The sequence below is a fragment of the Bradyrhizobium oligotrophicum genome (assembly GCF_051168495.1).
Lineage (GTDB): Bacteria > Pseudomonadota > Alphaproteobacteria > Rhizobiales > Xanthobacteraceae > Bradyrhizobium > Bradyrhizobium oligotrophicum_A.
Genome location: NZ_JBNPVB010000028.1, coordinates 44080 through 68629 on the forward strand (window position 1 = coordinate 44080; position 24550 = coordinate 68629).

At 66.1% G+C, this 24550-nt stretch carries 22 protein-coding genes and 1 other RNA gene; 15 read left to right on the forward strand and 8 right to left on the reverse strand.

Features of this window, described 5'->3' with window-relative positions; all coding sequences use genetic code 11:
- Positions 1-133: 133 nt before the first annotated feature.
- The 9 genes from ACQR1B_RS33305 to ACQR1B_RS33345 all read left to right on the forward strand — a co-directional run bounded on the left by ACQR1B_RS33305 (position 134) and on the right by ACQR1B_RS33345 (position 12408).
- Complete coding sequence (locus ACQR1B_RS33305) at positions 134-3913, forward strand: AsmA family protein (RefSeq protein WP_434836939.1); 3780 nt, start codon at positions 134-136, stop codon at positions 3911-3913.
- A gap of 31 nt (positions 3914-3944) precedes the next feature.
- Positions 3945-4886 (forward strand): LysR family transcriptional regulator, encoded by a 942-nt coding sequence (locus tag ACQR1B_RS33310; protein WP_434836940.1) that lies wholly within the window; start codon positions 3945-3947, stop codon positions 4884-4886.
- A 123-nt stretch (positions 4887-5009) separates the two neighbouring features.
- The gene (locus tag ACQR1B_RS33315; protein WP_434836941.1) at positions 5010-5894 is read left to right on the forward strand and encodes a shikimate dehydrogenase; all 885 of its coding nucleotides are present in this window, start codon (positions 5010-5012) and stop codon (positions 5892-5894) included.
- 79 nt (positions 5895-5973) lie between these two features.
- On the forward strand, positions 5974-7113 hold the full coding sequence (locus tag ACQR1B_RS33320; protein WP_434836942.1) for an ABC transporter substrate-binding protein: 1140 nt from the start codon (positions 5974-5976) through the stop codon (positions 7111-7113).
- Between the two features lie 67 nt (positions 7114-7180).
- A complete protein-coding gene (locus ACQR1B_RS33325; RefSeq protein ID WP_434836943.1) occupies positions 7181-8056 on the forward strand; it encodes a branched-chain amino acid ABC transporter permease in 876 nt (291 codons plus the stop codon).
- On the forward strand, positions 8053-9051 hold the full coding sequence (locus ACQR1B_RS33330) for a branched-chain amino acid ABC transporter permease (protein ID WP_434836944.1): 999 nt from the start codon (positions 8053-8055) through the stop codon (positions 9049-9051). The genes ACQR1B_RS33325 and ACQR1B_RS33330 overlap by 4 nt, the downstream gene beginning before the upstream one ends.
- Entirely contained in the window at positions 9048-9791 is a 744-nt protein-coding gene (locus tag ACQR1B_RS33335; protein WP_434836945.1) for an ABC transporter ATP-binding protein, read from the forward strand. Before ACQR1B_RS33330 ends, ACQR1B_RS33335 begins: the two co-directional genes overlap by 4 nt.
- Positions 9792-9802: 11 nt before the next feature.
- Positions 9803-10540, forward strand: a complete 738-nt coding sequence (locus ACQR1B_RS33340) for an ABC transporter ATP-binding protein (RefSeq protein WP_434836946.1) — start codon at positions 9803-9805, stop codon at positions 10538-10540.
- Positions 10537-12408 carry a bifunctional sugar phosphate isomerase/epimerase/4-hydroxyphenylpyruvate dioxygenase family protein gene (locus tag ACQR1B_RS33345; protein WP_434836947.1) on the forward strand — a complete coding sequence of 624 codons (1872 nt, stop codon included), beginning with the start codon at positions 10537-10539 and terminating at the stop codon, positions 12406-12408. Before ACQR1B_RS33340 ends, ACQR1B_RS33345 begins: the two co-directional genes overlap by 4 nt.
- 1 nt (position 12409) lies before the next feature.
- Here ACQR1B_RS33345 and ACQR1B_RS33350 read toward each other — a convergent pair whose 3' ends face one another.
- Positions 12410-13333, reverse strand: a complete 924-nt coding sequence (locus tag ACQR1B_RS33350; RefSeq protein ID WP_434836948.1) for a LysR family transcriptional regulator — start codon at positions 13331-13333, stop codon at positions 12410-12412.
- A 90-nt stretch (positions 13334-13423) separates the two neighbouring features.
- On the opposite strand from ACQR1B_RS33350, the gene ACQR1B_RS33355 reads away from it, so the two are divergent.
- A complete protein-coding gene (locus ACQR1B_RS33355; RefSeq protein WP_434836949.1) occupies positions 13424-14212 on the forward strand; it encodes an NAD(P)H-dependent oxidoreductase in 789 nt (262 codons plus the stop codon).
- 19 nt (positions 14213-14231) lie between these two features.
- Here ACQR1B_RS33355 and feoB read toward each other — a convergent pair whose 3' ends face one another.
- From feoB to ssrA, 7 genes are all read right to left on the reverse strand, one after another.
- A complete protein-coding gene (gene feoB, locus ACQR1B_RS33360; protein WP_434836950.1) occupies positions 14232-16109 on the reverse strand; it encodes a ferrous iron transporter B in 1878 nt (625 codons plus the stop codon).
- Between the two features lie 18 nt (positions 16110-16127).
- Positions 16128-16403, reverse strand: a complete 276-nt coding sequence (locus tag ACQR1B_RS33365) for a FeoA family protein (RefSeq protein WP_434836951.1) — start codon at positions 16401-16403, stop codon at positions 16128-16130.
- A gap of 107 nt (positions 16404-16510) precedes the next feature.
- A complete protein-coding gene (locus ACQR1B_RS33370; RefSeq protein WP_434836952.1) occupies positions 16511-16804 on the reverse strand; it encodes a ribbon-helix-helix domain-containing protein in 294 nt (97 codons plus the stop codon).
- Positions 16804-16989 carry a DUF4169 family protein gene (locus ACQR1B_RS33375; protein ID WP_172110978.1) on the reverse strand — a complete coding sequence of 62 codons (186 nt, stop codon included), beginning with the start codon at positions 16987-16989 and terminating at the stop codon, positions 16804-16806. Before ACQR1B_RS33375 ends, ACQR1B_RS33370 begins: the two co-directional genes overlap by 1 nt.
- Before the next feature lie 235 nt (positions 16990-17224).
- Positions 17225-18649, reverse strand: a complete 1425-nt coding sequence (gene fumC / locus ACQR1B_RS33380) for a class II fumarate hydratase (RefSeq protein WP_434836953.1) — start codon at positions 18647-18649, stop codon at positions 17225-17227.
- Positions 18650-18746: 97 nt separating this feature from the next.
- Complete coding sequence (locus ACQR1B_RS33385; RefSeq protein WP_434836954.1) at positions 18747-19277, reverse strand: SspB family protein; 531 nt, start codon at positions 19275-19277, stop codon at positions 18747-18749.
- 265 nt (positions 19278-19542) lie between these two features.
- Positions 19543-19918, reverse strand: a transfer-messenger RNA (tmRNA) gene (gene ssrA / locus ACQR1B_RS33390).
- A gap of 95 nt (positions 19919-20013) precedes the next feature.
- On the opposite strand from ssrA, the gene ACQR1B_RS33395 reads away from it, so the two are divergent.
- The 5 genes from ACQR1B_RS33395 to ACQR1B_RS33415 all read left to right on the forward strand — a co-directional run bounded on the left by ACQR1B_RS33395 (position 20014) and on the right by ACQR1B_RS33415 (position 24547).
- On the forward strand, positions 20014-20610 hold the full coding sequence (locus ACQR1B_RS33395) for a chromate transporter (protein WP_434836955.1): 597 nt from the start codon (positions 20014-20016) through the stop codon (positions 20608-20610).
- Positions 20607-21140: a chromate transporter gene (locus tag ACQR1B_RS33400; RefSeq protein ID WP_434836956.1), complete on the forward strand. Its 534-nt coding sequence runs from the start codon at positions 20607-20609 to the stop codon at positions 21138-21140. Before ACQR1B_RS33395 ends, ACQR1B_RS33400 begins: the two co-directional genes overlap by 4 nt.
- Before the next feature lie 99 nt (positions 21141-21239).
- The gene (locus tag ACQR1B_RS33405; RefSeq protein WP_434836957.1) at positions 21240-22019 is read left to right on the forward strand and encodes a tripartite tricarboxylate transporter TctB family protein; all 780 of its coding nucleotides are present in this window, start codon (positions 21240-21242) and stop codon (positions 22017-22019) included.
- A gap of 7 nt (positions 22020-22026) precedes the next feature.
- Positions 22027-23541, forward strand: coding sequence for a tripartite tricarboxylate transporter permease (locus tag ACQR1B_RS33410; RefSeq protein ID WP_434836958.1), 1515 nt, complete (start codon positions 22027-22029; stop codon positions 23539-23541).
- Positions 23542-23752: 211 nt separating this feature from the next.
- On the forward strand, positions 23753-24547 hold the full coding sequence (locus ACQR1B_RS33415) for a thymidylate synthase (RefSeq protein ID WP_434836959.1): 795 nt from the start codon (positions 23753-23755) through the stop codon (positions 24545-24547).
- The last annotated feature ends 3 nt before the right edge of the window (positions 24548-24550 follow it).

A 24550-nucleotide genomic window follows, 5' to 3' on the forward strand; every position in this document is an offset into this window, starting at 1 on the left:
AGACCGACAGCGCTGTGACTTCGCCATACTTAATCCTATATGATGCAGCGCTCCGGTATCGATGCCCGTGGGGCTGTAGCCGCATTGGTGGACAGGTTGGGACGCCGGAGCGTTGTCCTTTGAGGGAGACCCCGTGCAGACGACCCTGCTCGGCTTGGCGATTGCCTTCATCCTTGCGCTCCTAGCTGCGCTGATCGGCCCGTACTTCGTCGACTGGAACCAGTTCCGGCCGCAGTTCGAGGCCGAGGCGAGCAAGGTCATCGGCGTGCCCGTGCGGGTCGCCGGTGCGCTGGACGCACGGCTGTTGCCGACGCCGACCCTGCGGCTGCGCCAGGTCGCGTTCGGCGGCGCCAACCATCTCGGCAAGCTGCGCGCCGACCGGCTCGACGTCGAGTTCAGCCTGGGCGACCTGATGCGCGGGGAGTGGAAGGCCAACGAGCTCACCATCGGCGGCATGGCCGCCGATCTCGGGCTCGACGCCAAGGGCCAGGTCGACCTGCCGGCCGCCTCCGGCCGGTTCAATCTCGCCGCCCTGTCGATCGACCGCTTCAACCTGACCGGCCGTGTGGCGCTGCATGACGCCGCCAGCCGGTCGACGCTCGAACTGACCGACATCGTGTTCTCCGGCGACGTCCGTTCGCTGGCCGGATCGCTGCGCGGCGACGGCGCGGTCTCGATCCGCGGCGGCCGCTATCCGTTCCGGCTGTCGTCGAGCCAGGACAAGGATTCCAACGGTCTGCGCGTTCACCTCAACATCGATCCGGGCGAGCGTCCGGTCGTGGCCGATGTCGAAGGCCTGATCAGCTTCCCCAACCGTTCGCCGCGCTTCGAGGGCGCGCTGACGCTGTCGTCGCCGCCGAACGAGCAGGGCGCCGACAAGGCCAGGCCCGCCAAGGACCAGGCCGCCAAGGAGCCTGTTGCGAAGCAGGCGCCGGCGCAGCAGGCCAGGAATGGTGCGCCGACTCAGGCCGCCGCCACGCCGTGGCGGATCGCCACCAAGATCGTTGGCGACCAGGCCTCCGCCAAGCTCGACCAGATCGAGGTGACGTTCGGCCAGGAGGATCGCGCGCTGAAATTTGCCGGCGGCGGCGACATCCGCTTCGGCGCCGCGCCAACCTTGAAAGCGTCGCTGTCGGCGCGCCAGCTCGATGCCGACAAGCTCCTGGCTGGTGGCGACGAGGTGAAGGATCGGCGGTCGATCGCGCCGGCGCTGGTGCTTCCGGCGTTGCGCAACTGGATCGCACAACTGCCGACCCTGCCGATGCCGGCCAACGTCCAGTTCTCGACCGAGCAGATCATGCTCTCCGGCCGCCCGGTGCAGAACTTCACCGCGGATCTTCACAATGAGCCGACGGCGTGGAGCCTGGAGAAGGTCGATCTGCGCGCGCCGGGCTCGACCCGCCTGACCTTCCGCACCATCGGCATCTCGACCTCGGTGACGTCAGGCTTCACCGGCGCGCTCGATCTCGACTCGTCCGAGCCGGATTCTCTGGTGGCCTGGCTGCAGGGCCGCAGCGACACCAGCTATCGCACCCAGCGCCCGCTGCGGCTGCGCGGCGACCTCAACGTGGCGCCGGAGCGGGTCGCGATCGACAGCCTCAAGGCCGACATCGATGGCGGCTCCGTCGACGGACGCGTCGCGCTCATCAATCGGCCGGGCGGCGCCGGCTCGCGGTTCGAAGCTGTCCTGAAGGGCGACCGGCTCGATCTCGACGCCGCCATGGCGGTGACGCGCTCGCTGGTCGGTGTCACCGGCGAGTGGCCGGCCGAGGCGAGCGTGTCGCTGGACGTCGGCCGCGCCAAGCTCAGCGGCCAGGAGCTGCGCCCGCTCACCGCGCGGTTTTCCTATGATCCGAAGACCGTCGCGATCGAGCAGCTCAAGTTCGGCCAGAGCGGCGGCGTGACCAGCGAGGGCTCCGGCCGCTTCGACCGCGCGGACGCGACGGGGCGGCTCTCCATGACGTCGATGGCCGGCTCGCTGAAGGAGATCACGGCGCTGCTGCAGCCCTTCGCGCCGCAGATCGCAGCGCGCTTCGATGGACTGGGCACGCCTGCCGGCGCGGCCCGGCTGAAGCTCACGGTCGATCTCGTCAAGGATCCGGGCAATGCCGACCGCAGCCAGGCCAAGGCCGTGCTCGATCTCGATGCGCCGCAGCTGAAGGGCTCGGCGACGCTGACGGCGAAACCGTCGGCGGCCGCGCTGCGCAGCTTCGAGGTCGACGCGATCGATCGGACGGAGCTGGGGGTCGAGAGCCGGTTGTCCTCGGAGCAGGGCAGTGCCGTTCTGGCGCTGCTCGGGCTCGATCGTGTCGTGGCCGTCGGCAATGGGCCGGCCGAGTTTCAGTCGAGCGTCACCGGCAGCTGGCGGGCACCGCTGCGGGTGAATGCCAAACTCTCCGGCATCGGCCTCGACGGCGATGCCCAGGGCACCGTCGAGCCCTGGGGCGATGCCGCCAAGGCGAACGTCAATCTGCGCCTGCGCGTCGCCAATCTGGCGCCGCTGGCCGGATTGAAGCCGCAGGATCCGGCCATCCAGAACATCCGCCTGTTCGGCCGGCTCGGACTGTCCGGCAGCAGGGTGACGCTCGACGACATCGACAGCACGGTCGGCGGCTCGCGGCTGCGCGGCCGGCTTGCCGCGAACCTGGACGACGACAAGCAGATCGATGGCGAGCTCGGGCTGGACGCGATCAATGTGCCGCAGGTGTTTTCGGTGCTGGTCGGCGCCGCGGGGCGTGAGCAGGCCGAGCCGCTGGGCGCCGGTCTGTTGAAGGGCTGGCGCGGCCTCGTCTCGTTCCAGGCGCTCAGCGGCGCCGTCATCAACGGCACGGAGCTGCGCCCCCTGGGCGGCGCCATCAAGAGCGACGGCCAGTCGCTGACGATCGAGAATCTGAAGGGCAAACTCGGCGGCGGCGACGTGACCGCCACCGTCGAAGCGCGGCCCAACGCCAACGGGCTCGTCCTGAACGGACGCGTGGAACTCGCCGGTATCGACGGCAATGCGCTGCGCTACCGCAATCTGAAGATGCCGGCGGCCAAGGTCTCGGCGCAGATGACGCTGGCTGCCGAAGGCCGCAGCGTGCAAGGACTGGTCAACGCGCTCTCGGGCAACGGTACCGTGACGCTCGACAATGCATCGATCGCCAACCTCGACCCGCGTGCGTTCGAGGTGGCGTTGCGCGCCGCCGATGCGGGGCAGGTGGGCGATGACGGCAAGCTGCGGCAGGTGGTCGAGCCGGCGCTCGCGTCGGGGACCTTGTCGGTTGCGTCCGCGCAGGTCCCCTTCATCATCCGTGATGGCCGCGTGCGCGTCGGCGCCACTCCGCTCGAAGCCCAGGGGGCGCGCGCGATCGTCTCCGGCGGCTTCGACATTCCCGCGGATCAGGCCGACATCCGCGCCAGCCTGAGTTCGAATACGGTCGGCAACGCCAACAGCCGCCCCGAGGTGCAGCTGTTCGTGATGGGCACGCCCGACACGCTGACGCGGGTGGTCGACGTGACGTCGCTGTCGTCCTGGCTCGCGGTCCGGGCGATCGACCGCGAGACCCGCCGTCTCGATGCGATCGCGCGCGGCGAGGCGCCGCCGACCTATCCGTCGTCGACGGCGTCGCTGCCGGGCGGGCCCGATGCCAATGTGGTTGCGCCGGAAGTGCCGTTGCCGGGACGCGACCCGCGACGCGATCCGCGCACCAAGCTCGGCGGTCCGCGCGCGGCCGTTCCGCCGCTGTCGGCGCCGTTGTCGGCGCCCGCCGCGACTGCGCCGGCTTCGGCTCCGCCGGTGGCGGCGAGCCAGTCGCAACTCGCCCCGCTGCCGCCGCCGGTCGAGATCAGGCCCGCGCCCGGCGCCGCGCAGCCGCGCCCCCGGCCCGTGCCGCGCCCGCCGGTCGTGCTGACGCCGCCGGGCAGCCCGTGATCAGGGGGCGCGTCGGGGAGGGGCCGCGCCGATGATGACGTTGCGCCAGGTCGAGGTCATCCGCGCGGTCATGGTGACCGGCACCATCAACGGCGCCGCGCGGCTGTTGAAGGTTTCGGCGCCGGGCGTCAGCCGTCTCGTGAAATACACCGAGCGCTCGCTCGGCATCCGCTTCTTCCAGCGCCAGAACGGCCGCTACTTCCCGACCCCCGAGGCGCAGAGCATCTTCGAGCAGATCAACAGCGTCTACGAGAAGGTCGACGATCTCAGCTACATCATCTCCAGCATCGGCCGCGGCGCGCTGTCCGAGTTGCGCATCGGCTCGGTGCCCAGCATTTCCCAGGTGATGGTGCCGCGCGCGATCGAGCGCGTCCGCCGCCGCTATCCCGATCTCGGCATCGACATCAACATCCTCAAGATCGAGGAGGCGATCGACTATCTGATGCTGGGCAAGGGCGAGTGCGTGGCGATGAGCTACCGGCTCGATCATTCCGGCCTCGAATTCCTGCCGCTGGCCTCGGGCGAGCTGTTCTGCATCGTGCCCGACGGCCATGAGCTTGCCGGCCGCAAGCAGGTGTCCGCCGCCGAGATGACGCGCTATCCGCTGATCGGTATCGATCCCAACGATCCCTACGGCCGGATCATGGCGGAGATCTTCGCGCGCAACAAACTCAGCTACAACATCTCGATCAAGGCGCGCTTCGGCACGACTGTGTGCGCGCTGGTGAAGGCTGGGCTCGGCATCGCCGTGATCGACCAGTTCACGGTCGCGCATGGCGGCTATCCCGGCATCGAGCTGCTAAAGATCGCGGAGCCGACGCGGTTCGACACCTATGTCGCGGTCAAGCGGGGCACGCCGCTGTCGCTCTATGCCGAGCATTTCATCGACGGCCTGCGCGCCGAGATGCGCGCGCTCGAGCCGGGGCGCCGCCAGGCGGCAAAGTCCGCGAAAGCCGCGATCGGCAAAAAATAACATGATGTTAGGTTTGGCGGATAATTGGGTAATTGTGTTAGTCGCGGGACGCGCTATCGTCCGCGGCGAGATTCAGCGCTCGTGCGGCGATCGCGCGAGGCAGCAGCAGAGATTGCAACGAACGTGGCCGATCTTTCCGCACTCAAAGCCCGCAAATTCCTGACCGGCTTGATCGGTGCGCCGATCGCGCATTCGGCGTCTCCCGCAATGCACGAGCATGCCGCAGCGGCCCTCGGCGTGCGCTGCCACTACCAGCTGATCGAGGTCGCCGGCGCTGACCGCGCAGGCCTCAAGATGCTGCTGGAAGGCGTGCGTCAGATGGGCTTTGCCGGCGTCAACGTGACCTACCCCTACAAGGAAGCCGTCGTCGAACTGCTCGACGAATTGGCGCCGAAGGCGGCGGCGATGGGGGCCGTCAATACCGTCGTCGTCCGCGACGGCCGGCTGATCGGCCACAACACCGATACCACCGGCTTCGAGCGCGCGGTGGCGTCGCTGGTCAGCCAGACCCATCGCGGCACCGTGGCGCTGATCGGCGCCGGCGGGGTCGGCAAGGCGATTGCCTTCGCACTTGCGAACCTCGACGTCGCGGGCTTGCGCATCTACGACACCGAGCGCGCGCGGGCCGAGAAGCTGGCGAGCCTGCTGCCGGCCGGCAAGGCGGCCGCGGTCGTTGTCGACAGCGTCGACGAGGCGCTGCGGGATGCGGTGGGCGTCGTCAACGGCACGCCGATCGGCATGCTGCCGAACCGCAACACGCCGGTGCCCGATCACTTGCTGCGCGCCGATCTCTGGGTCGCCGACGCCGTCTATTCGCCGCTGTGGACGCCGCTCCTGAAAGCCGCCAAGGCCAAGGGGGCGCAAGTGCTGCTCGGGCGTGAGCTCGCGATCCATCAGGCAGCCGACGCGTTCGAACTGTTCACCGGCCTCGCGCCGTCGACGGAGGCCATGGGTGCGGCCTTCGACAACCACATGGCGGACAGATATCCGGCGGTTGACGCCGCCTGAGCAACCGGCCAATCCGCGCCGGACCAAGTCGTTCAAGCAAGAAACGCAAACAAGCGTTAGAACCAGAGGAGGAAACAACGTGAGATCGATCATCCTGGCTGGCCTGTGCTCGGCCGTGCTGCTGTCCGGAGCCGCCTACGCGCAGTCCGGCGCCCCGATCAAGATCGCCAACGTCGCCGAGTTGTCCGGCGGTGGCGCCACCGTCGGCAACAATTGGAAGAACGGCATCGACCTCGCCGTCGAGGAGATCAACGCCAAGGGCGGCATCCTCGGACGCAAGATCGAGGTCAGCCACGCCGACTCGCAGTCGAACCCCGGCGTTGCGCGGGCCCAGGTGCAGAAGGCGCTCGACGCCGAGCCCTATGTGCTGCTGGGGCCCGGCTATTCCGGCTCGGTGAAGGTGACGGCGCCGCTCGCGGCCGAAGCCGGCATCACCCAGATCATGGGCGGCGAGGCGGCCGAACTGACTCAGGGCGGCAACAAGTTCCTGTTCCGCACCTCGTTCGGCCAGCAGTCGTCGATGCCGAAGGTCGCGAAGTACATCAACGACGAGATCAAGGCAAAATCGGTGGCCGTGGTCTGGGTCAACAACGACTTCGGCCGCGGCGGACGTGACGTCATCACCAAGGAATTCAACCGCCTCGGCATCAAGGTTGCGGCCGACCTGTCGACCGAAGCCGGCCAGGCCGACTTCGCCGCCGACGTCAGCAAGATCAAGGCGGCGGCTCCGGACGCGGTCTTCATCTACGTCAACGAGGAGGAGAGCGCGCGCATCCTCAAGGAGATCAAGCGCCAGGGCGTGACTGCGCCGCTGATCGGCGAGACCACGCTGGTCGGTCAGAAGGTGATCGAGCTCGCCGGTGATGCCGCTAACGGCGCCCGTGGCCATGTCGGCCTGACCACGGATGCGCCGGTCGAGGCGATCAAGGCGTTCCGCGACCGCTTCGTGAAGAAGTACAACTACGTGCCCGACCACAACGGCCTGAAGGGCTATCTTGCGATCTACATGGTCAAGGCCACGACCGAGAAGATGGGCAAGGTCGACTCCAAGGCGTTCGCCGACACCCTGCACGGTCTGACCATCAAGACCTCGGCCGAGCCGAACATCCTGATGGATGTGACCTTCGATCAGAACGGCGATATCGATCGCCAGGGCTTCCTGGTCGAAGTCGTCGAAGGCAAGCAGGTCGTGAAGCAGGTGCTGCCGAAGCTCAACTAAGGACACGGTCGATCGGCGGCGCTGGTCGGGATGCCTGCCGCCGTCACCCAAGGATCACGGGGAAACGATGTCCAATCTGCTCGACCTGATCGTGGCGGGACTCGCCACCGGCGCCATCTACGCGCTCGTTGCCGTCGGCTTCACCTTGCTGTGGCAGACCTCGCAGACCATCAACTTCGCCCAGGGCGAGTTCGTGATGCTGCCGGCCTTCCTGATGCTCGCGGTGATGCATCTCGGCGCACCGTTTTGGCTCGCGGTTCTCGTCGGCATCGTCCTGTCGGCGCTGCTGCTTGGTCTCGGCTTCAAGATGCTGCTGGTCGATCCGATGTTGCGGCACGGCGTGCTGCCGCTCGCAATCGCCACCATGGCGCTGGCGATCGGGATCAAGGAGGCGGTGAAGCAGTTCTTCAGCGCCGAGGCCTCGCCGTTTCCGTCGATCGTGCCGGCCGGTGACATCTCGATTCTCGGCCGGGCTATCTCGCTGCAGAGCCTCGGCGTCCTCGCCGTCGCAATCCTGGCCGTCGTCGGCCTGACCACGCTGCTGAACCGCACCTCGGTGGGCCATCAGATGCAGGCCGCGGCGCAGAACCCGACGGTGGCGCGCATCATCGGCGTCCCCGTCGAGCGCATGATCCTGCTGACCTTCCTGATCAACGCCGTGCTGGTGGCGCTGGCCTCGCTGCTGATCACGCCGATCTATCTGGCCAAATTCTCCAGCGGCGAGGTACTCGGACAGGCGGCTTTCATCGCCGCCATCGTCGGCGGCTTCAACCAGGTGCGCGGCGCCATCGCGGGCGGCCTGCTGATCGGCGTCGTCGACAATCTCGCGGCGGCCTATGTCTCCACCCAGTATCGCGCCGCCGTGCCGATGCTGCTGCTGATCCTGATGATCCTGTTCCGGCCGCAGGGCCTGCTCGGACGGGCCGAGGAGCGCACGGTATGAGCAAGCACAGCAGACTGCTCCTCGCCGCGCTGGCCGTCGTCGTCATCGCCGGCCTGATCATCATCCCGATGAACTTCAATCGCTATGGCCTTTACATCCTGAGCCAGTGGGCGGTCATGACCATCGCGGCCATGGGTCTCAACCTCACGCTCGGCTATGCCGGGCAGGTGTCGCTGGCGCAGGGCGCCTTCGTCGGTATCGGCGCCTATGGTGCCGCGATCCTGACCACGCATGGCTGGCCGCTGATCGCAGCGCTGGGCCTCGTCATCGTGGTCTGCTTCATCGTCGGCTGGCTCTTGGGCTATCCGGCGCTGCGCGTGCAGCACCATTATCTCGCCTTCGTCACGCTGGCGTTCTCCACGCTGATGTTCCTGGTGTTCCGCAACGAGAGCTGGCTCACCAACGGCATCTATGGCATCAGCAACATTCCGCGCCCCGAGGTGTTCGGCTTCCCGACCCGCCGGCCGCTGCCGTTCTACTATCTGTGCCTCGGCTCGCTCGGGCTTGTGACACTTGCGATGTGGTGGCTGATCCGTTCGCCCTGGGGCCGCGCCTTCATGGCGCTGCGCGAAAATCCGATCCGGGCGCAGTCGCTCGGCATCGACACCCGACGCTACACGCTGATGGCGTTCGCGATCGGCTCCGTGCTCGGCGGCATTGCCGGCGTGTTGTATGCGCCGCTGACGCAATATGTCGATCCCGTGCCGTTCAGCCTGCAGCTCTCGCTCGACCTTCTGATGATGGTGATCGTCGGCGGCTCCGGCTTCATGCTCGGGCCGTTCCTCGGCGCCATGATCGCGGTGCTGCTGCCGGAATGGCTGCGCTTTGCCGAGGGCTATTACCTGATGCTCTATGCGGCTGCCGTCATCGTGCTGCTGATCTATTCGCCGAGCGGCATCCTCGGCATTCTCGACCGCTACCTCGGCGAGCGGCGAACCAAGGCGGCCTCGGCGCTGCGGGCCGCGGCCCAGTCCAAGCTGGAGGTCGCGCAATGAGCGCAGTTCTCGACGTTCGCGACGTCAAGAAGAGCTTCGGCGGCATCACCGCCGTCGATGGCGTCAGCTTCGACGTGCAGGAGGGCGAGATCCTCGGCCTGATCGGCCCCAATGGCTGCGGCAAGTCGACGCTGTTCAACTGCATCCTTGGCCAGCTGGCGCCGAGCGCAGGCGAGGTCAGGGTCGACGGCAAGCTCGTCACCGGGCAGCGTCCGTCGGACCTGAACCGCCTCGGCGTCAGCCGCACCTTCCAACTGCTGCAGGTGTTCCCAAAGCTGTCGGTGCGCGACAATCTCATTCTCGCCGGCCAGGAGCATCGCGGCAGCATGCTGTCGCGCCTGTTCGGCCCGTCGGATGCAGGCCTCACCACGACGGCCGATCAGATGATCGGCTTCTTCAAGCTGGAGCATCTCGCCAACGAGCCAGCAGGCGGCCTGTCCTACGGCCAGCAGAAGCTGCTCGATGCCGCAATGGCCTTCATGGGCGGCCCGCGGCTGGTGCTGCTCGACGAGCCCGCCGGCGGCGTCAACCCGACCATGCTCGGCGATCTCAAGGAGCGGCTGATCGCGATCAATCGCGAGCGCCGCGCCACCTTCGTCGTGATCGAGCACAACATGGAGTTCGTGATGTCGCTGTGCTCGCGCGTGATGGTGATGGCGGAAGGCAAGGTGCTTGCGATCGGCAAGCCGGACGAGATCAGGGCCAATCCGGCCGTGATCGAAGCCTATCTCGGACATTGAGGGAGCCGGCGATGAGCGATCCCATTCTCGACGTCCAGCACCTCGTCGGCGGCTACGGCAAGATGACGATCCTCAACGGCACGACGTTTTCGGTGCCGAAGGGATCGATCACCACCGTCATCGGTCCGAACGGCGCCGGCAAGTCGACGGTGTTCAAGGCGATCTTCGGCCTGCTCAATCTCCGCGAGGGCAAGGTCATCTTCAAAGGTCGCGACGTCACCGGCTTGAGCCAGCGCGCGCTGCTCGGCGCCGGCATTTGCTACATCCCGCAAGGCCGCAACATCTTCGGCGAGCTGTCGGTGCGTCACAACATCGAGCTCGGCGGCGTCGCGGCTGCCCGCGACTTTGATCTCACAGCCCGCGTCGAGGCGGCGCTCGACGTGTTTCCGGTGCTGCGCAAGAAGGCGGACCGGCAGGCCTCGACCTTGTCGGGCGGCGAGCAGAAGCAGCTCGAGATCGCGCGCGGCCTGCTGCTCGAGCCGCAGCTGGTGCTGATCGACGAGCCGTCGATCGGGCTGTCGCCGCTGATGGTGCAGCAGACCTTCGACATGTTGAAGCAGCTGCGCGATCGTGGCGTCTCGGTGCTCTTGATCGAGCAGAACGCGCGCTCGGCGCTGGAGATCTCCGACTACGGCATCGTGCTGGAGCTCGGGCGCACCCGCATCATTGACAAGGCCGATCGCGTGCTCGCCGATCCGCGCATCGGCCAGCTGTTCCTGGGCGGCGCGATGGAGGAGACAGCGGCATGAACAAGCGCTCGATCGCAACGGTCTCCATCTCAGGCGCCCTCGACGAGAAGCTCAAGGCGATTGCCGCCGCGGGCTTCGAGACCGTCGAGATCTTCGAGAACGATCTGGTCGCGTTCGGCGCGCGACCCCGTGAGATCGGGCAGATGTGCCGCGACCTCGGGCTGTCGATATCGGCCTATCAGCCGTTCCGCGATTTCGAGGGCATGCCGGAGCCGGAGCGGGCCCGCAACTTCATCCGCGCCGAGCGCAAGTTCGACCTGATGCAGGAGCTGGGCACCGACCTGATGCTGATCTGCAGCAGCGTGTCCCCGCTCTCGCTCGGCGGCATCGATCGCGCCGCCGCCGATTTCCACGAGCTCGGCGAGCGCGCCGCGAAGCGCGGCCTGCGTGTCGGCTACGAGGCGCTGGCCTGGGGCCGCCACGTCCACGACTATCGCGATGCCTGGGAGATCGTGCGCCGCGCCGATCACAAGGCGATCGGCGTGATCCTCGACAGCTTCCACGCGCTCGCGCCTGCGCTGCCCACCAACGCGATCCGCTCCATTCCCGCCGACAAGATCTTCCTGGTGCAACTGGCCGACGCGCCCAAGCTCGAACTGGACGTGCTGTCCTGGAGCCGGCATTTCCGCAGCTTTCCGGGGCAGGGCGATCTGCCGGTCGGGGAGTTCATGGAGGCTGTTGCCGCGACCGGCTATACGGGGCCGCTGTCGCTCGAAATCTTCAACGACCAGTTCCGCGCCGGCTCGGCGCCGCGCACGGCGCTCGACGGCATGCGCTCGCTGCTGCTGTTGCAGGATGACCTCGCTGGCAAGATGCCGGCGTCGCCGGATCAGCGCTTTGCTCCTCGTGTCGAAAGCCGCGGCATCGGCTTCGTGGAATTCGCTGTCAGCGAGGACAAGGCGGAATCTCTGGCGACGCTGTTCGGCCAGCTCGGCTTCCGCAACACCGGGCGGCATCGCAGCAAGGCGGTGCAGCGCTGGTCGCAAGGCGCGATCGAGCTCGTGATCAACTGCGAGCCGGCGAGCTTCGCGCATTCGCATTACGTGACCCATGGTGCCGGCGTCTGCGCCATCGCGCTCGATGTCGACAGTGCGGATCGTGCGATGGCGCGGGCGCAATCCTTGAAGACGCGCACCTTCGTGCAGCCGGTCGGACCAGGCGAGCTGGAGATCCCGGCGATCCACGGCGTCGGCGGCAGTCTTTTGTACTTCCTGGACACACATGGCCGACACTGGGATGTCGATTTCGAAGCGGTTGCCAGCGACGAGGGCACGGATCGCCTCACGGCCGTCGACCACATCGCGCAGTCGATGCCGCATGAGGAGATGCTGTCCTGGCTGCTGTTCTACTCGGGGCTCATCGACTTCTCCCGTCTGCCGCAGATGGAGATCGCCGACCCCAGGGGCCTCGTGCAGAGCCAGGCGATCGTCAATGGTGATCGCAGTCTGCGCTTCATCCTCAACGGCTCCGCGGCAACCCGCACGCTGTCGTCGCGCTTCATTTCCGAGTTCTTCGGCTCGGGCGTCCAGCACATCGCGTTCTCCTGCGACGACATCTTCGCGGCGGTGGCCGAGATGCGCGCCCGCGGCGCCAGCTTCCTCGACATTCCCGACAACTACTACGACGATCTCGAAGCCAAGTACGATCTCCCTGCCGAAACGATCGCAGCGCTCCGCGCCAACGAGATCCTGTACGACCGCGATGGCGACGCCGAATTCTTCCAGGTCTACACCCACATCTTCGAGGAGCGCTTCTTCTTCGAGATCGTGCAGCGCCGCAACTACCAGGGTTTTGGCGCGGCCAATGCCGCGATCCGGCTGGCCGCCCAGGCCCGCGAGGTGCGGCCGGAGACGATGCCGCGGCTGTAGCTCATGGCTCGGGCCGAATACCCGGCAAGCGAGCGATCTCTTCCGCCAGATAGTCGATCAGCAGCCGCACCCGCGCAATGCCTGCGCGCTCCGGCACGATCAGCATGTTGAGGGGAGTCGATGTCAGATGGTGGTCGGGCATCAGAACCGTCAGCCTGCCGGCCGCAATGAGGTCGTCGACCAGCCAGGCATGGCTCCCGCCGATTCCGCGTCCCGACAGCACCGCCTCTCGAACCCCAAGTCCGTGATTGGTGCGAAAGCTGCCTCTGAACGGCACCTCATGGCGTTCTCCGTCGGGTCCCACCACCACCAGTGTCTCGCTGCCGGCGACATTGGTCATGCGGATGCCGTCATGCCCGATCAGGTCCTGCGGCGTGAGCGGCGTGCCGCGCCTTTTGAGGTAGTCGGGGGACGCGACCAGCAGCCGGTGCGAGTGGCCGAGCGCACGCAGCTTCAGAGAGCTGTCGGTGAGCGGCGCCAGACGCAGCGCGATGTCGACACCTTCGCGTACGAGGTCGACGCGTTCGTCGGTTAGATTGAGATCGATGGCTATTTTCGGATAGCGGTCCTGGAAGGCGAAGACGAGACGGCTGATATGCAGGATGCCGAACGCCGCCGTGCAGGAGATGCGGATCGAGCCGGCGGCGGCGCCTCTTGTGCCGCGCGCCTCGTCGCCGGCCTGCTCGATCAGCCGCAGGATCTGGACGCAGTTGGCGTAATAGCGGCTGCCCTCGTCGGTCAGGGTCACGCGCCGCGTCGTTCGGCTGAGCAGCGGCACGCCGACGGACTCTTCCAGCTCCTGCAGGTGACGTGAGACGGTGGACTGGCCAATCCCCAGCTCGCGCGCCACCGCCGACAGGCTGCCGCGCTCCGCCACCCGGACGAAGCTGCGCATGCTGATGAGGCTGACGTCCGATTTATCCATAAACCGGCATAATCTTATCGATCCTTGCCGTATAGTGGATGAATGGCGGGGCGTCTATCTCTTGGCCGGTTCCAGCAAAGGATCGAGACCATGAATGTCCTGCTCGTTTTCGCCCACCCTGAACCTCGCTCCCTCAATGGCGCCCTTCGCGATGTCGCGGTCGCCGAGCTCAAGGCCCAAGGCCACGAGGTCAGGGTTTCAGATCTCTATGCGATGGGCTGGAAGTCGGCCGCCGACCGCGCCGATTTCCCGCAGCTGCCGCCGGATGCCCGGCTGAACGTCGCCGCGGCGTCCGGGGAGGCGTTCAAGACCCGTAGCCTCACCGAGGACGTCAAGGCCGAGCAGGACAAGCTGCTCTGGGCCGACGCGGTCATCCTGCAGTTTCCGCTGTGGTGGTTCACGATGCCGGCGATCCTCAAGGGCTGGGTCGACCGGGTCTATTCCTACGGCTTCACCTATGGCGTCGGCGAGCACAGCGACAAGCGCTGGGGCAATCGCTATGGCGAGGGCGTGTTCGCCGGCAAGCGCGCGATGCTGATGGTCACGACGGGCGGCTGGGAGGAGCACTATTCGGAGCGCGGCATCAATGGGCCGATCGACGACCTGCTGTTTCCGATCAACCACGGCATCCTGTTCTACCCCGGTTTCGACGTGCTGCCGGCCTTCGTGGCGCACAAGGCAAGCCGGATCGATGAAGCCGGCTTTGCCGAGATTGCCGAGCGGCTGCGCAGGCGAATGCGCACGCTGTTCGCGGATCAGCCGATCCCGTACCGCCGGCAGAACCACGGCGACTATCTGATCCCGTCGATGCAGTTGCGGACCGAACTCGGCGCGCCTGACGCGCGCGGCTTCGCGCTGCACGTCGACGCTCAACGCTGACGCCGGGCGGGCGCGGAGTTCAGCCCGCGCCCATCGCCACCGCGACGTGATAGGTCGCGAACGCCGCGGCATAGGCGAGCGCAAACATGTAGAAGAACGTCACGGCCATCCAGCGCCAGCTGCCGGTCTCGCGGCGGATCACCGCCAGCGTCGAGGCGCATTGCGGGGCGAAGATGTACCAGGCGAGCAGCGCGAGCGCCGTGGCGAGGCTCCATTTGCTCGCCAGCACCTGGCCGATCTGCTCGGCCGCCTCCTTGCCGCCTTCGATCGCGTAGACGGTGCCGAGCGCGGCCACCGCGACCTCGCGTGCCGCCATTCCCGGCACCAGTGCCACTGCGATCTGCCAGTTGAAGCCGACGGGGGTGAGCAGGGGCGCAAGCGCCTGGCCGATCATCGCCGCCAGGCTGTAATTGATCGCGGGCTCGGTGGCGCCGTCCGGAGGCTGCGGGAACGAGGCCAGGAACCAGATCAGCACCATCATCGCGAAGATCGTGGTGCCGGCACGCTGCAGGAACATCTTGGCGCGGGTATAGACGCCGATCGCGATGCCGCGCAGCCGCGGCATCTTGTAGTCCGGCAGCTCGAGCATGAACGGCGCCGGCTGGTAGTCGCGCATCAGGAAGAACTTGACCAGGAACGACACCAGCAGCGCGCTGGTGATTCCGGCTGCATAGAGCCCGAACATCACGAGGCCCTGCAGGTTGATCAGGCCCCACACCTTGGCCGGCGGAATGAAGGCCGAGATGATCAGCGTATAGACCGGGATCCGCGCCGAGCAGGTCATCAGGGGCGCGATCAGGATCGTGGTGAGCCGGTCGCGCCGGTTGTCGATCACGCGCGTCGCCATGATGCCGGGGATGGCGCAGGCGAAGCTGGAGAGCAGCGGGATGAAGGCGCGGCCATGCAGCCCGGCGCCGCCCATGATGCGGTCCATCAGGAACGCCGCGCGCGCCATGTAGCCGAAATCTTCCAGCAGCAGGATGAACAGGAAGATGATGATGATCTGCGGCAGGAAGACGATCACGCTGCCGACGCCGGAGATCACCCCGTTCTGCAGGAAGCTCTGCAGCAGGCCTTCGGGCAGCTGGTCGTGCACGACCTGGCCGAGCGCATCGAACGCCGCCGACAGCACCTGCATCAGCGGCTGCGCCCAGGCGAAGACCGCCTGGAACATGACGAACAGGATGGTGAACAGGATCAGCAGGCCGCCGACCGGATGCAGCGCGACGGAATCGATCCGGGCCGTCCAGGTGTCGGGACGCTCGGGCAGGCTGACGGAAGCGGCGATGATGCGGTCGGCCTCCCGCTGGGTGGCGCGCAGTTCCGGGACGGTGAGGGGGCGCCAAGTGTTGGCGCGCTCGCCGGTGGCCGCGGTCGCGCGGGCCAGCAGCTCGTCGGTCAGCCGCAGCAGGTCGTCGGTGCCGCCCTTGCGCACGGCAATCGAGGTCACCACCGGCACGCCCAGCGCCTCGGACAGGGCCGCGACGTCGACCGTCACGCCGCGCCGCTTGGCGATGTCGAACATGTTGAGCACGAGCGCGAGCGGCCGGCCCGTGCTCTTGAGTTCGAGCAGGAGCCGGATCGTCAGCCGGAGGTTGGTGGAATCGGCGACGCACAGCACCAGATCGGGCAGGACCTCGCCGGTGGCGCGTCCCAGCACGAAATCGCGGGTGATTTCCTCGTCCGGGCTGCGGCCGCGCAGCGAATAGGTGCCGGGAAGGTCGACCAGCGAAACCTGGCGGCCCTGTGGGGTCACGAATGCGCCCTCTTTGCGCTCGACGGTGACTCCAGGATAGTTCGCGACCTTCTGGCGGCTTCCCGTCAGCGCGTTGAACAGCGAGGTCTTGCCGCTGTTGGGCGTACCCACCAGGGCCAGATGCAGCAAGGGGCTTTCCATGACGACGCTTTCCGCGGCTTATGCCACGATGACGGCCATGGCCTCGCGCCGGCGGACCGCGACGGTGATGTTGTCGACACGGACGGCAATCGGGTCTCGTCCGACGATCCCTTCATGCAGAATCTCGACCCGGGCCCCTTCGACGAAGCCCAGTTCGATCAGCCGGCTCTCCAGCTCGACGTCCGTCAGCGACGACGCCGTGCCGCCAGCCGAAAGATGCTGGATCGTTCCCGTATAGCCACGCCGGGCCAGACCAAGCGGCAGAGGCGGCCGTGTATCGCAGATTTCGCTCATAGCCTGTATTTTCAATCGCGTGCCAAGAGGTCAAGCGCGGCATGCGAAATGCCGCGGCTTCTTAGAGCGATTTTAAACAGGCCGGGCGGGCTGGCCTCTGATCTGCCTCAAGGAGCCACTGCGGCCGCCGAGTGCCGGCTGTCCACCGCCCCCTTCGGCTCGATCGCCGGGGAGGCCGATGCCGTGGCGCGGCTCTTGAAGTGGTCGAGCACGAACAACCGGATCGCCGAGGACAGGTTGCCCTGCTGGCGATTGTTGTCGATCTCTCCGACCAGTTCGGACAGGGTCATGTTACGGAGACCTGATATCTCCTTCATGCCGTTCCAGAAGGCCTCTTCGAGGCTGACACTGGTCTTGTGACCTGCGACCACGATTGAACGTTTTACGACGGGCGACTTCATCACGCGTCCTCGCCATTGATACGATGTTGATCGAGTAGATCGTTCGCGCGTTTGTCGCGTTGTGCGTCAGTCGCGCGTTCGGACTTCGTCCTGCCATGGCGAGCGCGGTTGCTTTCGGCGACCTTGGCTGCCTGATCGCGCTCAACGCGCTTTCTGAAACGCTTCAAGTTGATGACGTCTCCCATGCTTGCTCCAATCATCTAAGACATCGAACGTCGCGGGAGAGCATGCGCATTGCGCGGATGAGCCCAGGCATTTTCCAGACAATCACGTCATCGCTCCCTGATAGTTCGGTGGCCATTGGCGTCGTTGCGAGCGGGTTTGGTAATCACCAATCGCAGCAGAACTTGTAGTCGAGAGTATCCTTTAGGGGTTAACGGCGTGAATTGCATCACCCCCCGTAGTACTACGGGACTACCGCTACGGCCTGCCGGGCCGCGTCATCCTCTGAGGTTGCACGAGGCGGTCGAATTCGTCCTCGGACACGAAGCCGAGCCGCAAAGCTTCCTCTTTGAGCGTCGTGCCGCGCTGATGCGCCGTCTTCGCGACTTTGGCGGCGTTGTCGTAGCCGATCTTCGGCGCGAGCGCCGTCACCAGCATCAGAGAACGCTCCATCAGCTCGCGAATCCGCTTTTCGTCGGCCCGAATTCCGGTCACGCAATGTTCGCTGAATGAACGCACGGCGTCGCCTAGTAATTGTATGGACTGCATCATGCAATGTGAGAGCAATGGCTTGTAGACGTTCAATTCGAAATGGCCCTGGCTGCCGGCCACGGTCATCGCGGTGTGATTGCCGAACACCTGGCAGCACACCATGGTCAGTGCTTCGCACTGCGTCGGGTTCACCTTGCCCGGCATGATCGACGAGCCCGGCTCGTTCTCGGGCAGAATCAGTTCGCCGAGCCCCGAGCGTGGCCCCGATCCCAGAAGGCGGATGTCATTGGCGATCTTGAACAGGCCGGTCGCGGCCGCATTGAGCGCGCCGTGCACGTAGACATAGGCGTCGTTCGAAGCCAGGGCTTCGAACTTGTTCGCGGCGCTGGTGAACGGAAGTCCGGTGATGTCGGCGACATGCCGGGCGAACAGGGCGGCGAACCTGGGATCGGCGTTCAGGCCGGTGCCGACGGCGGTGCCGCCCTGGGCGAGCGGCAACAGGTCGCGTGCGGCCGTCTCGATCCTGGTGATCGCGTTCTCGACCTGCGCGGCATAGCCCGAGAATTCCTGACCGAGGGTGAGCGGGGTGGCGTCCTGGGTGTGAGTGCGGCCGATCTTGACGATGTCGGCGAACGCCTGCTGCTTGGCTCGCAGCGCGGCGAGCAACTCCGACAAGGCCGGCAGCAGATCGGCGGAAATCGCCCGCGCCGCCGCGATGTGCATGGCGGTCGGGAAGGAGTCGTTGGACGACTGGCTCATGTTGACGTGATCGTTGGGGTGCACGGGCTTCTTGGTCCCGCGTTCGCCGCCGAGCATCTCGCTGGCGCGATTGGCGATCACCTCGTTGAGGTTCATGTTGGTCTGGGTGCCTGAGCCGGTCTGCCAGACGACGAGCGGGAAATGATCGTCGAGCTTGCCGTCGATGATCTCCTGCGCAGCCCGCATGATGGCCTCGGCCATGTGCCGCTCGAGCAGTCCGAGTTCGCCATTGGTCTTCGCCGCCGCGAGCTTCACCAGCGCAAGTGCGTGGACGAGGCCCGTCGGCATCCGGTCATGGCCAATGCGAAAATTATGCCTGCTGCGCTCGGTCTGCGCGCCCCAATAGCGATCGGCGGCGACCTCGATCGGACCGAAACTGTCGGTCTCGGTCCGTGTCGGCCCGGACGATGATGAACTCGCTGATTTTGTCATGACACATGCCCGTGATTGGTCGCGAACCGGGATCGTCCGGTTCAAGCATGCAATCAATCTAGGGGCTCAGCGGCCGTTCCGCGCGCGGCGAATTCGCCTACTTCTTGCGGAAGCGGTCGAGACGGACGACTTCGGCACCTTCGCCCGGCGTTGCGGGAGCGGCCGGTTTGTCGCCACTCGAATCAGCGGCCGGTGCAGGCAGCGGCGCGGCAACCGCCGCCGGGGCCGGAGCAGCGGGAAGCTTCGGGCTCTGCGGCGTTTCGGCGATCGCCTCGGATGGCTCGAACTGCAAGCCGAACTGAACCGATGGATCGAAGAAGCTCTTGATGGCGTGGAACGGCACGATCAGCCGTTCCGGGACGCCGCCGAACGACAGTCCGACCTCGAACCGATCCTCGTTCACCACCAGATCCCAGAACTGGTGTTGCAGGATGATCGTCATCTCCTCCGGATATTGCGCCAGCAGCCGCGGCGACAGCTTCACCCCTTCGGCCCTGGACACGAAGGTGATGAAGAAATGATGCTCGCCGGGCAGGCCATGGACGGCGGCGTCGCTCAGCACCCGGCGGAGCACCCCGCGCAGCGCGTCGCGTGCCAGCACATCGTATCGAATATGATCCGTCGCCATGATCGGTCCTGTATCGTGAGGGCTGCGCCCCGCCCGTGTCGCACCGCCGCGCCCGGCAGCAGCGTTCCGACTCGTATTCGCCACATCGTACCCCGCCTCAGCGCCGAGGTCAGCAGCCAAGCGGTTCGCCAAACGATATGGGAGCGTACGAGAGCCGGCGGAAGTCCGATCGACGAAGGAATGAACGGGAAGGCTGTCAAAAAGTTGGGGAGAGTGGCGGAGGAGACGCAGGAGGACGTCTGATGAAAGTCGGAAGGCCGGTGAAAGTGGAGGCTTCTGTTGCCAGGTGCCTCCGAACCCCGCCTAACGGAGCTTAACCCGTTAGGACTTTAAGTTGGTCTTTCAAACCGCGTTACGCAGCCTGAGCAACCGGAGCAAAGTTGTCGTTGGCAACTATTGCAGTAGCCCGATAACGGCGGAACAATACCGGGAAAAAGCTCGCCCTTTACGCCCTCGTCGATCCTATTTCGCCCCCGCCAAAACCCGCCTTAAAGACCCCGAGCAGGTCTCGAAAACGGGTTTTGGTGGAGGCGCCGGGTACCGCCCCCGGGTCCGAATGGTTTATTTCGACGGCGATTTATTTCCATAGCCGGCAAGCCGGCCCCCGCTATATACGCTCCCGGCCGGCCGATGCACAGGGTCAAGACGCCGCGCTCCGCGACAAAAATGTGGGCGGCTGCCGGGAACCTCTCCGATCGGTCTTGGCAGCGGCGATTTCGTCCTCCTAGAGTGTCGGATGCCGTCCGAAACTGCGCCGGTTGCCTCGACCGCGGCCGATATCGTCAAAGAACCGCCGAGCCTCAGCGCGCTTTTTTTCGCATTTGCGAAAATGTCTCTGTCGGGCTTCGGCGGCGTGCTGGTGTTCGCCCGCCGCGCGATCGTCGACGAGCACCGCTGGATGACGGCGGAGGAGTTCAACGAGACCTTCGCGCTCTGCCACTTCCTCCCGGGGCCCAACATCGTGAACCTGTCGCTGGTGTTCGGCTCCCGGCTGCACGGCATTGCGGGAGGGCTTGCCGCATTCGCCGGGCTGCTGGGCCCACCGATGCTCGTGGTGACGGGATTAGCGGCCATCTACGGCCATTTCGGGCAGGTCGATGCCCTGCGCAGGGCGCTCGCGGGGATCGCCTGTGTGGCCGTCGGTCTGCTGGCGTCGGCGGTTTTCCGCATGATGTCGCCGCTGCTGAAGAAGCGCGACCTGCTCGGCCTTCTGGTCACGGCTGCTGCGTTCGCAGCGATCGGGCTGGCGCGGCTGCCGCTTCCGCTGGTGTTGCTGGTCGCCGTGCCGATCAGTCTCGTGGCGACCTACGCCAAGATGCGGTGGCTGCGATGAGTGGCGATGACAATCCGCTGGCCCAGCTGTTCGTGACCTTTGCGCTGATCTCGTTCTTTGCGGTCGGCGGTGCCAACGCCGCGCTTCCGGAGATGCATCGGATCGCGGTTGATGTCCGGCACTGGATGACCGACAAGCAGTTCGCAGACGTTTTCGCGATATCGCAATTGTCCCCGGGGCCCAACGTTCTGATCGTCACCCTGATCGGCTATTCCGTCGCAGGGCTGGCGGGCGCCGCAATTGCAACGATCGCGATGTGCGGTCCGACGGCCGCGCTTGCTTATTTCGTCAGTCGCTGGTTGTCGAATGTTCGCGGCGCACGCTGGCCTGCGATTCTGCAGTCGGCGTTGGTCCCGCTCTCGATCGGTTTGATGGGCGCGAGCGCGCTGATTCTCGCTCAGGCCTCGGACCAGACATGGCCGGCCTTGGCGCTGAGCGCGAGCGCCGCCGTCATCGCATCGACGACGCGGCTCAATCCGCTTTGGCTTTTGGCCGCAGGCGGCTGCCTTGGTTTCGCTGGCCTTCTCTAGGGAAAGCCGGTAGGCAAAACGATCAGGCGGTCCGGATCATCTGAGGCCGCCGAACGAAAATAGTGCCGGCCATCAAGGCCGGGCGGGGAGGGCGAGGACATGGCCGAGACCACGGGCCAGCTGTCGGGCGGGACGGTCGATGGACCGGCTGCACGCGGCGTCACCGGCGCATCGATCATTCTGGTCCTTGCCTTTGTGCCGCAACTCGTGGAACTGCTGATCGCCTTGGCAGGTCTGGTGGCGCCAGTCTCCGGGCGCGGTCCGCTGCAGGTGGTGCTGGGACATGCATCGGCCTTGTCGGTCGCGATCCCGAGCCTGGTGCAGCAATATGCGGCCGGCGGCAAGACATCGCTGTCCTCCGACGTTCTGCTGGCGCTGATCTACACCTATCCGCTGATCGCAGTCGCTCTGTTCACGTTCATGGTGCGCCCGCGCGCGCCGCAGGATTATTTCGGCGGCGTCGTGCTGATGGCGATCGCGCTGTTCGCGCTGTGGGCCTCCAGCGATCTGCAGGGCATGCGCGGCTTCTCGTTCGGGGCGGGAACTGCGCCGCGAATGTTCGGACTGCTGCTGCTCGGGCTCGGGGCCGCGGTGGCCGTGATCGGCGTCGTGAATGAGGGCGCGCAGCTTGCGACCTATCACTGGCGCGGACCTCTGTTCGTTTCGCTCGCGATTCTGACCTTCGCCGTCTCCATTCGTCCGCTCGGACTGCTGGTCGCGGGGCTTGCGAGCTTCCTGATCGCGGCGATCGGCAGTCCCGAGACGCGCTGGCGGGAGGCCCTGATCGTCGGCCTCTGCCTGACGGGAGGCTGCGCGCTGCTATTCCCCTACGTGCTGGGATTGCCGATGCCGCTGATGCCGCGTTTTCTTCTGCCGTGAGGGCGTGATGGATCTGTTTGCAAATCTCGCCCATGGTTTCGTCGTCGCTCTTTCCCCGATCAATCTGTTGATGTGCCTGATCGGCGCGCTGGTCGGCACGCTGGTCGGCGTTCTCCCGGGCATCGGGACCATCGCCACGGTCGCGATGCTGCTGCCGATCACCTTCGGCCTGCCGCCGGTCGGCGCGCTGATCATGCTGGCCGGCATCTATTACGGCGCACAATATGGCGGCTCGACCACGTCGATCCTGGTCAACATTCCCGGCGAGGCGACGTCGGTGGTGACGGCGCTCGACGGCTTCCAGATGGCAAAGCAGGGACGCGCTGGCCCGGCGCTGGCGATTGCCGCGATCGGCTCGTTCTTCGCCGGCTGCGTCGCCACGGTCCTGATCGCGATCCTCGGTGCGCCGCTGACCAAGCTCGCGCTGGCGTTCGGCCCGGCCGAATATTTCTCGCTGATGGTGCTCGGCCTGATCTTCGCGGTCGTGCTGGCGAAGGGCTCGGTGCTGAAGGCGATCGCGATGATCGTGCTCGGCCTGTTGCTGTCGATGGTCGGCTCGGACATCGAGACCGGCGTGTCGCGCATGGCCTTCAACATTCCCGAGCTCGCCGACGGCCTCGGCTTCGCCACCGTCGCGATGGGCGTGTTCGGCTTTGCCGAGATCATCCGCAATCTCGATGCCGGCGCCGAGATGGACCGCGACCTCGTGCAGAAGAAGATCACCGGCCTGATGCCGACCAGGAAGGATCTGAAGGATTCCGCGCCGGCGATCCTGCGCGGCACCGCGCTCGGCTCGATCCTCGGCATCCTGCCGGGCGGCGGCGCGGTGATCGCCTCGTTCGCGGCCTACACGCTGGAGAAGAAGATCGCGAAAGATCCGTCGCGGTTCGGCCGTGGTGCGATCGAGGGCGTCGCGGCGCCCGAGAGCGCCAATAACGCCGCGGCGCAGACCTCCTTCATTCCGCTCCTGACGCTGGGTATTCCGCCGAACGCGGTCATGGCGCTGATGGTCGGCGCGATGACCATTCACGGCATCGTGCCGGGGCCGCAGGTGATGCAGAAGCAACCCGATCTGGTCTGGGGCATGATCGCCTCGATGTGGATCGGCAACCTGATGCTGATCATCATCAACCTGCCGCTGGTCGGCATCTGGGTGCGATTGCTCCGCGTGCCCTATCGGCTGATGTTCCCGTCGATCGTCATCTTCTGCGCGATCGGCATCTATTCGGTGAACAATTCGCCGGTCGACGTCGTCCTGGCGGGCGCGTTCGGCCTGGTCGGCTACTGGCTGATCAAGCACGATTTCGAGCCGGCGCCGCTGCTGCTCGGCATGGTGCTGGGGCCGCTGATGGAGGAGAATCTGCGCCGGGCGCTTCTGATCTCGCGCGGCGACTGGTCGGTGTTCCTGAGCCGGCCGCTGTCGGCCGTGCTGCTCGCGATCGCTGCGTTCCTCCTGGTGCTGGCGGTGCTGCCGACGCTGCGCCGCAAACGCGACGAGGTCTTCGTGGAAAGCGAAGGCTGACCTGCGTCGGCACGCCGCAGCCGTCATCGAGCGGCGAGCCAGGCCGCTGATCTCCCGCGGGGCGCGGAACGTGCGGTTCCGCGCTCGTCATTTCGGGCGCCGACAGCATTTTTCGGGGTATAATCGCGGAACGGACCGAGTCGAGGGCTAGGGGCGGGCGGATCCCGCCGCTAAATTCGCGTCCCTCTCCCGAAAGGCGCCAGCGCGAACCATGCACCAGTATCACGACCTGCTCGAACGCATCCTGTCCGACGGCGCGGAAAAGCACGACCGTACCGGCACCGGCACGCTGTCGGTGTTCGGCCACCAGATGCGCTTCAACCTCGCGGCCGGGTTTCCGCTCGTGACCACCAAGCGGCTGCCGCTGAAGGCGATCGTGCACGAGCTGCTGTGGTTCCTGAAGGGCGACACCAACGTCGGCTATCTGCGCGACAACGGCGTCACTATCTGGGACGAGTGGGCCGACGCCAATGGCGATCTCGGCCCGGTCTACGGCTATCAGTGGCGCTCCTGGCCGACGCCGGACGGCGGTCATATCGACCAGATCGCCAATGTGGTCGACATGATCAAGCGCAATCCGGACTCGCGTCGTCTGATCGTCACCGCTTGGAATCCGGCCGACGTCGAGAAGATGGCGCTGCCGCCATGCCACTGCCTGTTCCAGTTCTACGTCGTGAACGGCAAGCTGTCCTGCCAGCTCTATCAGCGCTCGGCGGATGTCTTCCTCGGCGTGCCCTTCAACATCGCCTCCTATGCGCTGCTGACGATGATGGTGGCGCAGGTGACGGGCCTCAAGCCCGGCGAATTCGTGCACTCCTTCGGCGACGTGCATCTCTATTCCAACCACATCGAGCAGGCGCGGCTGCAACTGACCCGCAGCCCCCGTCCGCTGCCGACGATGACGCTCAATCCGGACGTCAAGGACATCTTCAGCTTCCGCTACGAGGATTTCGCGCTGGCCGGCTACGACCCGCATCCGCACATCAAGGCCGAGGTCGCGGTCTAGCGC

What these genes read in the sequence shown, in the direction of transcription:
- ACQR1B_RS33395 (WP_434836955.1), top strand. Translation starts at nt 20,014, where the DNA reads ATGCCGTCCGAAACTGCGCCGGTTGCCTCGACCGCGGCCGATATCGTC.
- feoB (WP_434836950.1), bottom strand. Translation starts at nt 16,109, where the DNA reads ATGGAAAGCCCCTTGCTGCATCTGGCCCTGGTGGGTACGCCCAACAGC.
- ACQR1B_RS33310 (WP_434836940.1), top strand. Translation starts at nt 3,945, where the DNA reads ATGATGACGTTGCGCCAGGTCGAGGTCATCCGCGCGGTCATGGTGACC.
- ACQR1B_RS33350 (WP_434836948.1), bottom strand. Translation starts at nt 13,333, where the DNA reads ATGGATAAATCGGACGTCAGCCTCATCAGCATGCGCAGCTTCGTCCGG.
- ACQR1B_RS33335 (WP_434836945.1), top strand. Translation starts at nt 9,048, where the DNA reads ATGAGCGCAGTTCTCGACGTTCGCGACGTCAAGAAGAGCTTCGGCGGC.
- ACQR1B_RS33325 (WP_434836943.1), top strand. Translation starts at nt 7,181, where the DNA reads ATGTCCAATCTGCTCGACCTGATCGTGGCGGGACTCGCCACCGGCGCC.
- ACQR1B_RS33400 (WP_434836956.1), top strand. Translation starts at nt 20,607, where the DNA reads ATGAGTGGCGATGACAATCCGCTGGCCCAGCTGTTCGTGACCTTTGCG.
- ACQR1B_RS33345 (WP_434836947.1), top strand. Translation starts at nt 10,537, where the DNA reads ATGAACAAGCGCTCGATCGCAACGGTCTCCATCTCAGGCGCCCTCGAC.
- ACQR1B_RS33405 (WP_434836957.1), top strand. Translation starts at nt 21,240, where the DNA reads ATGGCCGAGACCACGGGCCAGCTGTCGGGCGGGACGGTCGATGGACCG.
- ACQR1B_RS33410 (WP_434836958.1), top strand. Translation starts at nt 22,027, where the DNA reads ATGGATCTGTTTGCAAATCTCGCCCATGGTTTCGTCGTCGCTCTTTCC.
- ACQR1B_RS33385 (WP_434836954.1), bottom strand. Translation starts at nt 19,277, where the DNA reads ATGGCGACGGATCATATTCGATACGATGTGCTGGCACGCGACGCGCTG.
- fumC (WP_434836953.1), bottom strand. Translation starts at nt 18,649, where the DNA reads ATGACAAAATCAGCGAGTTCATCATCGTCCGGGCCGACACGGACCGAG.
- ACQR1B_RS33370 (WP_434836952.1), bottom strand. Translation starts at nt 16,804, where the DNA reads ATGAAGTCGCCCGTCGTAAAACGTTCAATCGTGGTCGCAGGTCACAAG.
- ACQR1B_RS33375 (WP_172110978.1), bottom strand. Translation starts at nt 16,989, where the DNA reads ATGGGAGACGTCATCAACTTGAAGCGTTTCAGAAAGCGCGTTGAGCGC.
- ACQR1B_RS33415 (WP_434836959.1), top strand. Translation starts at nt 23,753, where the DNA reads ATGCACCAGTATCACGACCTGCTCGAACGCATCCTGTCCGACGGCGCG.
- ACQR1B_RS33340 (WP_434836946.1), top strand. Translation starts at nt 9,803, where the DNA reads ATGAGCGATCCCATTCTCGACGTCCAGCACCTCGTCGGCGGCTACGGC.
- ACQR1B_RS33330 (WP_434836944.1), top strand. Translation starts at nt 8,053, where the DNA reads ATGAGCAAGCACAGCAGACTGCTCCTCGCCGCGCTGGCCGTCGTCGTC.
- ACQR1B_RS33355 (WP_434836949.1), top strand. Translation starts at nt 13,424, where the DNA reads ATGAATGTCCTGCTCGTTTTCGCCCACCCTGAACCTCGCTCCCTCAAT.
- ACQR1B_RS33365 (WP_434836951.1), bottom strand. Translation starts at nt 16,403, where the DNA reads ATGAGCGAAATCTGCGATACACGGCCGCCTCTGCCGCTTGGTCTGGCC.